8 protein-coding genes are annotated in these 10,347 nt (G+C 39.0%); 2 read left to right on the top strand and 6 right to left on the bottom strand.

Features of this window, described 5'->3' with window-relative positions:
* Window positions 1–343 precede the first annotated feature (343 nt).
* Window positions 344–2,206, bottom strand: coding sequence for a type IV secretory system conjugative DNA transfer family protein (locus H6G08_RS36280; protein WP_190552075.1), 1,863 nt, complete (start codon window positions 2,204–2,206; stop codon window positions 344–346).
* A 208-nt stretch (window positions 2,207–2,414) separates the two neighbouring features.
* On the opposite strand from H6G08_RS36280, the gene H6G08_RS36285 reads away from it, so the two are divergent.
* Window positions 2,415–4,196 carry an NACHT domain-containing protein gene (locus tag H6G08_RS36285; RefSeq protein WP_190552077.1) on the top strand — a complete coding sequence of 594 codons (1,782 nt, stop codon included), beginning with the start codon at window positions 2,415–2,417 and terminating at the stop codon, window positions 4,194–4,196.
* A 314-nt stretch (window positions 4,197–4,510) separates the two neighbouring features.
* On the opposite strand, the gene H6G08_RS36290 is transcribed toward H6G08_RS36285, so the two are convergent.
* The 3 genes from H6G08_RS36290 to H6G08_RS36300 all read right to left on the bottom strand — a co-directional run bounded on the left by H6G08_RS36290 (window position 4,511) and on the right by H6G08_RS36300 (window position 5,540).
* Window positions 4,511–4,879 carry a hypothetical protein gene (locus H6G08_RS36290; protein WP_190552079.1) on the bottom strand — a complete coding sequence of 123 codons (369 nt, stop codon included), beginning with the start codon at window positions 4,877–4,879 and terminating at the stop codon, window positions 4,511–4,513.
* The gene (locus H6G08_RS36295) at window positions 4,879–5,106 is read right to left on the bottom strand and encodes a hypothetical protein (protein ID WP_206758305.1); all 228 of its coding nucleotides are present in this window, start codon (window positions 5,104–5,106) and stop codon (window positions 4,879–4,881) included. The genes H6G08_RS36290 and H6G08_RS36295 overlap by 1 nt, the downstream gene beginning before the upstream one ends.
* 74 nt (window positions 5,107–5,180) lie before the next feature.
* Window positions 5,181–5,540: a hypothetical protein gene (locus tag H6G08_RS36300; protein ID WP_190552083.1), complete on the bottom strand. Its 360-nt coding sequence runs from the start codon at window positions 5,538–5,540 to the stop codon at window positions 5,181–5,183.
* A gap of 543 nt (window positions 5,541–6,083) precedes the next feature.
* On the opposite strand from H6G08_RS36300, the gene H6G08_RS36305 reads away from it, so the two are divergent.
* Window positions 6,084–7,172 carry a DUF5895 domain-containing protein gene (locus H6G08_RS36305; RefSeq protein WP_190552085.1) on the top strand — a complete coding sequence of 363 codons (1,089 nt, stop codon included), beginning with the start codon at window positions 6,084–6,086 and terminating at the stop codon, window positions 7,170–7,172.
* Window positions 7,173–7,310: 138 nt separating this feature from the next.
* Here the strand turns inward: H6G08_RS36305 and H6G08_RS36310 are convergent, their stop codons facing one another.
* Both H6G08_RS36310 and H6G08_RS36315 read right to left on the bottom strand, forming a co-directional pair.
* A complete protein-coding gene (locus H6G08_RS36310; RefSeq protein ID WP_190552087.1) occupies window positions 7,311–8,033 on the bottom strand; it encodes a hypothetical protein in 723 nt (240 codons plus the stop codon).
* Window positions 8,034–8,036: 3 nt separating this feature from the next.
* Complete coding sequence (locus tag H6G08_RS36315) at window positions 8,037–9,995, bottom strand: M23 family peptidase (RefSeq protein WP_190552089.1); 1,959 nt, start codon at window positions 9,993–9,995, stop codon at window positions 8,037–8,039.
* Window positions 9,996–10,347: the final 352 nt, after the last annotated feature.

Below are 10,347 nucleotides of genomic sequence, written 5' to 3' on the forward strand. Positions count from 1 at the left end.
TGGGATATGCTTTACTCATGTTGCTCTCTCGGTGCTGTCTACTATCTATTCACAGCGTATACCGAGAGAGCTTTTTTACAATCTGTCCGACTTTTCAAACATCCTCTAAGAGGCTAATACTTTTCTCATTAGCAAATAGGCGGATTGCAACGATTAGTGAAAAAATCCGCCATTCTGTCTGAAACCCTTATTTAATGAATTGGCTTTTTGAAAGAACATTCAAGTACAGCAGAACTGAAAATTAACCACGCATTCCAAATCAAAGGATGTTTACGCTGCTGTATATCTGTTTGAATTTTTAATTCACAGTGGTACTAACTTCTGAAAAGCTATCACCTTTCTATCATTGCAATCCTGGAGTTTGATAAACCCGTGCTGGGAAATTGTCCAAAACATCAGGTTCGCTACTGTTAGAATCCTGTGCGGGTGCTACGTCTTCTTCTGGTAATGGCAACATCTGCGCTGCTGACTCAATCCGTTCATGTAATGCTTGTGTTAGCGTTTTAATATCAGGAATTGTCACCTGATTTGACAAAGCAGGTTTAACTTGTGTGTCCCAAAGAGCCTCACTATCATGCGCTCGTTTTTCATCGGCTTTGGACACCGGAATAATTAAAGGGTAAGGAATAGAAGCTTGTCCCTCGGAACTGTAACCAGGACTGGTAATTACGCACTTGCCTTGAGGAAATTTTAAAATTTCGTCAGCACTGATTACAGGCATTTTTTGCAAATTCTCACTCCAGCTAATTGAACGGCTCATTTGTCCGCCAAGCGATCGCCCTGTGGTACGATTTTTAATCAGCACTTCCTTCTCACCGTAACGCTTTGAGTAATCCTCAGCCGTTTTGTAGTTACCAGGATTGAACAAAACATGAGTACTACAAGCAGAAGCGATCGCACTCCCCATCTTATCCCCATAAATATCGTAAAGTTGCTCTAAACTTTGGATACCCAGAATAAAGCAGGCACCATTGGAACGATATTCATTAATCCACTGCGGTAAGCGGTCTAGCTTAATTGATGGTAATTCATCCAAAGAAATAATCAACGGGTCTTTGCGGGGACGGCTCAAATTACCAACAATCATCAAGTGCATTGCCGCCGCCAAAAGAGGCCCAACCACACTGCGGCGTTCATCATCTAGCTTGAACACCACCATCTCTTTACCTTCAAGCTTAGTGGGAATGTCCGATTTCCCGATAAATGCCCTCAGCAAATCAGCTTGGATGAAAGATGAGAAAGTACCTGCTGCTGTGGTTAAAATCCCAGAAATAGTCTTCTCTGCATCCTTAGCACTCAAAAATTGAATAAACGAAGTCGCCACCCATTCATCCAACCTTTTTGACTGTACCGCATGGTCAAGACGTTGCACCAATTTTGGCAACCGCAACACAGCATAAAGCATCGCCATATCTGGGTAAGGTGAACCCTTAACTAATTGCAATAGTGCTTTAGCTAACAAATCCCCGGCTTTAGCAAAGAACTCATCACTTTTACCACCACTAGCAGCATTGCGGTTAATCACTTGTCCGATTTCCCCCGCCATTACCCCATCGCGTGCATCACGCATATAATCCAAAGGATTGATCACACCGCTAAAGGGTTCACCGGGGGCAAATACTCGCACTTTGTAACCATAACGTGCAGCTAGGGGTGCATGGAGTCGTAGTTGGTCGCCCTTCTTGTCGTAGAGTAAAATCGGAAAACCTTGCTGCATCGCACTTTCTAACATCCGGTCTATGGTTGAGTAGGTTTTACCAGACCCAGGTGCACCTATTACCAGTGTTCCCCTTTCGGCATTGGGAAACCAAACTGTAGGTGCTGCACCAAGTATAATTTGTAAGTTAGCCAGCAACCCCCGCCACTTGCCTTTTACCCAATAGCGAGGAGTTCCAGACCACAGGGTAACTTTATTATGTTTGTGTTCCTTGATTTGCTTGAGTGCTAGGTTAGTCGCTGCTAGTTTTTCAGTGATACCGCAGACTTTACCAGTGGTAATTTTGCCTTTACCAGTACCACTGATTTGCAGTAGCAGTAAGACGAAGAGCAATCCACCCATCATTGTCCAGCCTTGGGGGTTGTTGAACTGTTGCAACAATTTACCGAAGTCAATACTGGCTAGGGGTGCTGGGTAAGATGAGACTTCAATTAATGTCGAGTTAGCAGTAGTATGGCTGTCTGGTAGATTTTTCTGGTAAAGGTTCATAGCAATGGAGAATGCGTTTACCAGCAATTTTAGTTACCAAGTTAAACCTAGGGAATTGACCTTATGGATATTTTTTAGAGGTATTAAAAACTCTATATACTAAAAATATATAACAAATAATTAAGATAGCTTAATAAAGCATTTGCTATAACCAAATTATAGACTATAAATTTATACTTTACACACTCAACATTTATATCAAAACGCAATGACTCCGGAAAAAAAAGTCGAAGAAGTCAAGAAAATTTTCAATAACCTGACAGACAAAGAATTAAAAAAGAGTTTGACAACTGCTCTCGAAAAAATTCTAAAAGAGCCAAAGGAATCATATGAAGCTCTAGACATTAGAAATGAGCATGGGTCTGAGTTATCAATAATTCTCAGCCTGATGATACAACAGAACGTAAAACATCAAGCCAAACGAAAACAAGAAGAAGAACAAGAACAAGAAGAAAAAGAAGAAAAAGAAAAATATCAAAGTTTAACTCATAGTCTATCTATACCTGCGGCTGTTGAAAGAATACTAGCAATATACGGAAACAAAATAACAAGCGGAATTAGAAAGAATAAGTATTGGCAAGAAATAATCAATAAAAGATGTGGTCAACTCTATGTGATGGGTCTAAAATCACCACAGCATACAAAAGATTTTTATGTTCCTATTTCTTTATCTTCATCCCCGAATGAGACTTTAGATAGTAATGATTTAATTAAGAAATTAGGTGAAAATAAAAATTTAAAAATTCAAATTTATGGACGATCTGGAATAGGAAAATCTTCTTTATTACGGTATATTGGCATTCATTGTCTTGAGCAAACCATTCCTGGCAAACAAGATTACATACCTATCTATATTTCTTTGAGACGTTTAGATTCTAAAAATTCGTACTTGACACTGTTTGAAGCAATCAAGTCAACTTATACGCAAGTAGGTGTAGAGGAAAGAAATCTTATCAATACATTGCAAAACGGTCAAGCAATAATTTTAATTGATGGATTAGATATCACTGACTTAAAACAGCGCGATATTGTGAATAATGTTAGAGAATTTATTGAAATATACCCTAATAATACATTTATTATTTCTACCAAAACAGAAGAAGCTATTTTTCCGAGTTTTGAGCCTTATGAAATAAAAAATTTCAATCAAGGTCAGTCTAAAGGATTTATAGAAAAATGGTTCAAGCAATATGGTCAGAATGAGAATCTTCAAAAATGTCAAAACAGTTTAATTCAATATTTAAAATTAGATAAAGAGAATTTAGACAATTGTGAAAATGCTGATGATGATAGATTAGCATTTAGCCAAACTCCTTTACTACTTTCCTGCTTATGTGTAATATATGCTAGTATCCCCAACATTGATCATGATAAACTTTACAAAGATGACTTAATTTTGTATCACTTGACTATACAAGAATTAATTAAAGATTGGGATACCGATCGAGGATTTGATGCTGAATATGCATACTCTGTTTTGTCTTCTCAACAAAGAGTGGAACTTCTGGCTTATCTAGCTTTCCATTTTATGAAAGTAAGAAATTTCCATCTTGGTGCATATCTTTCTAAGGATAATGTAAAAAAATATATTTTAGAATTTATACAGCAGCCTGAAATTAAAAAATTTCTTATTCATCATGAAATTGCTACAAACAATGAAATAAGAGCAGAGGAAATTCTTCACGGTTTAGAACAACAAGATGGATTATTAGTATCAAGGTTTCAAAATGATTATACATTTGTACATAGCCAGATTCAAAGCTATTTTGTATCCTACTATCTCAGTAAAGCTAGTCTTGTAGAATGGGCTGAGTATGTTGATAAATATAAAAAGGAACAATCAATATTTTTGGAAGATGCAATTCGTTTAAGAAAGTGGGCTACCAAGCAAATGGAAAATAAGTTGTTGAATTTGCCTAATATACATATTTATGAATATAAAAATGAGAATCTTTTTGCTCATTTAATGTGTTCTTTTATTCTCTATTGATGAATCAACCTCAGTAATAAGCGATTGTGACAGTGCTGGGTACGGAAGGAAGGTTTCAATCATCCAAAATTTAGAACCCAAGCCTTTATGTTTACGCTACTAAATGCAGTACCAAAGAGCTAAAAGTCAATTGGTACTGCAAAAACAAGCTTTTTTTTTAGAGTTTCGGTTTCAAGAGTAATTTTGTTTTTGAAAGCTTTCTTAGTAAGACTTCCAAGCTTACGTAGCTGCTGATGACAAGCTCGCCACTTTTAGTCCTACAACTTGCCTTTTGTGCAGTATTTCTGCGGACACCCAAAGGGGATAAAAGTTAATTACCTCCTCTGAGGTAGAGTGAATTGTTGACGTGGAGACTTCAAGAGCAGCAAAATAGACATAAAAAACTGATCACGAATGTCTTGAGACATAATCGCACTGAATTCTCTCAAAACTTTGATTAGTTCTTCTACATCCTTATGTCTCATACTCTGATCTGTTTTCAATGCTTGAACCATTGCTTGTAGAGTATTTCGATATTGATGTCCTTCTGCAACTATTTCGACCACTTTAGTGGCTGATTGAAGTGTGGTAATTACAGCAGTAGCAGTTGCTTGTGATAGAACGAGCTGTGTATCAGGTGGTAGCTTGGAGAAAGCGTCACTCAATACAGTGAGATTATTACTCGAATGTGAGTTTCGGTTCATCAAATACTCTCTCCCTTACGCTTTAAAAATTCCTGAAATGCCTGTCTTACTTCAGGACTCATTTCGTTGTAATACTCTAGATACACCTTTTTAACTAAATGAGCGTCGGTACGCTCAATCTCTTCAACCTTTCTAACTGCCTGAGCATAACTTGCTGAGGAAATCCACGAGTCAAGCGTCTGTACAATTGGCGGTATAGCCCTAACTACCCTGGAGGCTACCATCATCGTAGTCCTTCCTTGTGGAGTCTGTGACCAGCGAACCACATCAGACGCTAATTTGATTAAGTTACTTGGATTCATTAGTGTTGTAACTCCTTACTGTAAACTTGCTTTCTATCTGCCAACGATATCTCTGTCAAATACTTTCTGACGGTATTCCGTAACTTACTTCTACCTTCATCAGCAATTCCTTGTATGCTCTTGAGATAACACAGAAAAAATTCATCTTTCTCTTCCTGTGTTAAGTTCTCTTGCATATTCCTGTAGATTTGCAAAATATCAGATTGTATCACCAATTTTTGCTGATTGTCTGAATTTAATTCTTGCAATTCTTCTATTAATACTTCCAGGAGAAGATTGCTTTTTTCATTTTCTTGGCGATGAGAATCAACTAAGGTTGAAATCTCTAGAAAAAGCTTTGATACATTGTCTTCATTCATATTGTCTGCAAACCAAAAAGAAGGTTGAAACTAAGATGGAGTAAGCTTTTTAATAAGTGCTTTCTCCTCTCAAATTGGTGAAATAACTATGGTTAGGCTGTTAGTTTTGATTCTAGGCTACTTGATCGGTTAATTTATCAAACCAACTCATAACTTATGTTCCTCGCTATTGATAATTTGATAGGGATAATGAAACCATTTAGGGATTCAATACTGACAACAAGCAGAATAACATTTTCAAAATCAACGCATAATCCTGGATTTTTTTACAAAAAATACGGATTGCATTATTAATGCAAAACTGCAATTGGCATTCAGGTACTATGGCAAGGCTAGTTAAAATTGCATTATCTCTGTGTTCGCGTAGCGTCTTGTAGAGAGAATAGACAGCTTACTAAAGAGACTTAACGGGAAAAGTCAGATTCTTCAGCCATCACCAAAAGTTGCCAGTCCCCTTAAAATCGCTACGATTTTCTGCAAAGCGAGCAACTAAGTTTTGAGGCTAACGCCTCATGCTTTGGACAATCATATTTATGCAGTCCAATGGTTAAATCAAAAGTTACAAACGACTCTAATCGCCCCCATCAATCTACTGCCAAAACTGCTGCTGACAAACCTAAAGGCGCTAAAGCTAGAACAACTGATACTGATGATTATGACTTTGAAGGAACCGAATTTGAAATAGATCCAGAACTTTTCAATGATAATTATAACCAGGTTCGCAAACCGATTCTTCCCTATGGTATTGTCGTTAACGATAAACCAGCTGGACTTTTGATTCCAGAAGACCAGTTAGAAAAAGCTGGTTGGATTGAAATACCTGGAGAAGATGATCTAACTACTGTCACTTTAACTGAAGATGTTACCGGACTATTAATTACTGAAGGTCGGTTACTGGTTTTAGCTTTTGCACCAGAATATATACGGTATAAATCGGATGTTGAAGAAGTAGGTGGTTCATTTGTTGGGCTTTATGACGATTACAGGCATAGTCTTGATAAGAAAACAATGGATGTGTGTTCTGAACACGCAATCATGTTTCTTGATGACAAGAATCAACCATTACATACTACTCCTGTTGTTGTCCGGTTCAAAAATGTGGCTCTTTGGAGTTTTAAATCAGTGCGTGAAGAATTTTACCGTTCATTAGAGAAAACCTTCGCTGATTATTTCCAAGTGCCATTTAGTGGTAAAAGTGATAAATGGCGGAGTTTAGGTGTGCTAGAAATTGAGTTTAGAGCAATTAAAGAAGGTGAAGGTAAAAATAAACATAACTGTTGCAAAACTGTAGCCTACACTAAACCCACAGTTGAAAATTTACCGCAACTGTATTTAGGTAAAACCACAGCTAAAGCCCTAATTTGGCAACAACATGATGCGATCGCTGGTTTTAATGAACCTCAATCCCTACCTGCTTTGCCAGGAGAATCGGTATCTGTAGATGTGGAAGTATTGCCACCAAATAAGAATAGGAACAAAACTCAAAGCGTCCGTAAATCCAAACCAGCAGCCAAGCCACCTCGCAAAATTCAACTTATTGACGATGATGACTTCCTTAATGAAACCGACGATTTGGAAGCTGAGTTAGACGATGATTTTGAGGACGACGAGGAACTAGATGATGAGGAATAGTCCAATGCAACTATAGAGTATGTCACATGAAACACTCCACCCACTGATCGGAGTTTTCCGCCGACTTCCGATAAAAATACCCTGCCGTAGCCAAGAAGACTAGGGCAGAGTTTTCTTCTAGATTGCGAGTTATCAACTTTAAAAATTTTCACGCCTTGTGAAAAGCTGACTATCAGCAAGTTGATAGCCAGTGCCATTGAAACAAAAATTCAATTGACGTAGCTGCTCTTGCTCGGTTTGCAGTACCTTAATGCACGGTAATGCCTGACCTCGGTTCTCTCCCACTGACAACAAATGTTTACCTGGTGGTAGATTGGGATTCAAGTAACTCAAGAATACCTGAGTAATTGGTTTGTCCTTTCTGAGCCAGTAACCAGTATACAGACATCCCAAAGCACCGCAGACATCAGGCGTATTAAAGTTGAAAACTGCCAACCTGCCGTCTTTTCCTTCCACACTCCAAGCCAGTATATTTTTAGCAGATGCTTTGGCATTTAACGCTGTATTTTCTACAATTACCTGTTCAATTACTGAAGTAGACACAAAATTAGTAGCTTTATTCCAATTAACGGTTGCCGCATTTAAGCTACAGCCTCCTAAGCTAATAAAAACTGACAGCAACAAAAAGATGCCCAAGCCAATGCGAAACCAATGAATCCAGTAGCGTACCCTCATAGGAGGTGCTGGTAATTGATATGCAGTTGTCTTCAGTGGTTGAGACTGAGTAGAGGAGGCGGAGTCAGAATAAACTCCCTTTCCTTCCCCTGTTTGCCCAAGGTGTATTTTTGAATGCAGCTCAGTATCCAGTATTTCTTTTATCTCATGGGGTGAAGTAATAGAGGTTTTAGATAAATCTGTCATACTCTACCTCCCATTTTCAGTATTTTTAGCAGTGCTGATGTAGCTAGAATTTACATTAGGAGAACAGGTCAGCATTCCATTATCGCTATTATTACCATTGCGATAACTAGCTAAAGCGGTTTTGCCGTAATCTTTGAGACTGAGGCGACCGAGGGCATCTGAGCCATTTCCATCAACTTTGCTGTAATCACCACCAAAATGCTTTTGAGCCACTCGTTCAATTAGGCGTTCGCCCGTAAATGGCTGTCCTGTCGCTGTATCGATTTGCTCTTGTGTGGCTTGAATTTTGTTAGCCATATCAGCCATAAACGCCCTATCTTGGTCAGCAGTCGGAAAAAACTCAAATAGTTCAGCCTCTGTTGGTTGATGCCCTTGCTTCACTTGATTCAGGAACTCTTGACCTCCAGGCTTGGCAGCAATTAACTGCACTACATAGGGGTTATAACTCATGAACTGGTAGCGACCAAGAGCGCGACCACAATTTGAACCCCTATCAGTACAAGTATATACGCCAACTGCTTTGTAATCCTTGCTACTATCGCTCTCAGTTTCCCCAATTGCATTTAAGAGCGATCGCAAATCAATACCGGAGAATGATTGACCTGTTATCGACCGACTATCATTACTAAACCTGCATGGATTAATCTTCTCTGTTACTCCAGTACGGTTGGTAGTGCTAGCTTGAGGCTCTCTTGTCGCTCCAGTTGGGGTATACGCAGTATTTGTCCTCTGTTCACTCAAATTGCCTACAAATATCAGGGAGTTAACCTTGTAGCTGAAAAAAGGAACAGGCCCGATAAAATAAGGTGTACAACCCATTCGCCAAGCACAGAACCGAAAGAACAAAGCTGTATCTACCGTATCAGTGGTTTCATCCGGCTCCATTACCACCACCTTAAAAGCTTTACCAAACGGTAGCCGTCCTGTTGGTTCCCGACCGTTATTCACTGCTTTTAGGATACCCCGCCCGCCCTCGACTTCTTGGTATTTACCAGAAATCCACTGCTTTCCTTCCAACTTACTGCGATCACTACCACCTGCATTTTCTAAATCATCTAATTCTAAGTAAGCGCAGTCTTTTTCATTACAAGGCACAGAAAACCCTTGCACATCTGAACCAGAAATCGTATTGTTACGCCGATTTTCTGCTGGCCCATAAACTACATCAATCCGCATTACCAAACTACCAATTTCAGTCATGGGATTAGGCATTGACCCTAAAGGTACTTGTCCCAAACCAGGAATATCCGAAACATTGCTATTCATCCAGCCTGTAAATTGTTGTAGCGGTACTGCATCTAAGTTAGGAATTGAAGAAATAGAAAACTCTGACAAGTCGATTTCTCCCAGCTTCATTTGCCCAACTTCATACTGTTTGAGTACCTGAGCTAATGTTAAATTAGATGCGGCAATTCCTTGAGATTTTAGTAATGTGTCAACTGGTGTAATATTGTTTACTTGTATGTTAGCTAATTCTGGAACAACCTGAGCTAAATGCCTCAATGTCTGCTCCCCAATCAGAGGAAATTTACTCAAGGTAATTTTGTTTAAATCTATACTTTTAATATCTGTGTTCGCCTCTGGTGCTGTGCGTAGAGCGATCGCCTGCAAAGAAAACTCCTCTGCCTGCAATGCTTCACTGATATCTCCTAACTTCAAATATTGATCGGGAGTCATACCCACATTCCAAGTGCGACTCAGGTCATAACCTAGTGTTTGGCTGTAGGGACTGCCATCAATTGCACCGGATTGACTGATACCTGGTAATTGTCCCAGAGAAATGCGGCTCCAGTCTGGGAGCAAAACTTTAGTAGCTCTTAGTCGAGACTGAGGATTTGCAACTTCTACAATTCGAGTCGGTAAATTGCCATCAAATGTGTTGACTGTAGCTTGTGCAGCGATACTATAAATAATACAAGCAATGACAACCAGAAGAGATATCCATGCTTTTGGTATCTTCATAATTCCAGCTTTAAAAATGACAGCAACTATACCTCAACACGCAAAGTAATTTATTGAATAAAAACCCGGCGTTGCTGAATGAAGGAATGAAAATTAAAAATTAAATCTCTCAACCTCTTACTCTCTGCGCCTTTGCGTCTGGAGCGTGAGACAAAAATCATCCCACTGATCGGCAACGCCAAAACCCCAATTACTTGTTGCTTATTGGGTGTAGAAAGAGAGTGAAAATATGACTTATAACTCTAAGAGGATGTTTGAAAAGTCGGACAGATTGTAAAAAAGCTCTCTCGGTATACGCTGTGAATAGATAGTAGACAGCACCGAGAGAGCAACATGAGTAAAGCATATCCCA

This window comes from Calothrix anomala FACHB-343 (assembly GCF_014696435.1).
GTDB lineage: Bacteria > Cyanobacteriota > Cyanobacteriia > Cyanobacteriales > Nostocaceae > Aulosira > Aulosira anomala_A.

Excerpts from the sequence above, each read along its gene's own strand:
- H6G08_RS36280 (WP_190552075.1), bottom strand. The coding sequence starts at position 2,206 with ATGAACCTTTACCAGAAAAATCTACCAGACAGCCATACTACTGCTAAC.
- H6G08_RS36285 (WP_190552077.1), top strand. The coding sequence starts at position 2,415 with ATGACTCCGGAAAAAAAAGTCGAAGAAGTCAAGAAAATTTTCAATAAC.
- H6G08_RS36290 (WP_190552079.1), bottom strand. The coding sequence starts at position 4,879 with ATGAACCGAAACTCACATTCGAGTAATAATCTCACTGTATTGAGTGAC.
- H6G08_RS36295 (WP_206758305.1), bottom strand. The coding sequence starts at position 5,106 with ATGATGGTAGCCTCCAGGGTAGTTAGGGCTATACCGCCAATTGTACAG.
- H6G08_RS36300 (WP_190552083.1), bottom strand. The coding sequence starts at position 5,540 with ATGAATGAAGACAATGTATCAAAGCTTTTTCTAGAGATTTCAACCTTA.
- H6G08_RS36305 (WP_190552085.1), top strand. The coding sequence starts at position 6,084 with ATGGTTAAATCAAAAGTTACAAACGACTCTAATCGCCCCCATCAATCT.
- H6G08_RS36310 (WP_190552087.1), bottom strand. The coding sequence starts at position 8,033 with ATGACAGATTTATCTAAAACCTCTATTACTTCACCCCATGAGATAAAA.
- H6G08_RS36315 (WP_190552089.1), bottom strand. The coding sequence starts at position 9,995 with ATGAAGATACCAAAAGCATGGATATCTCTTCTGGTTGTCATTGCTTGT.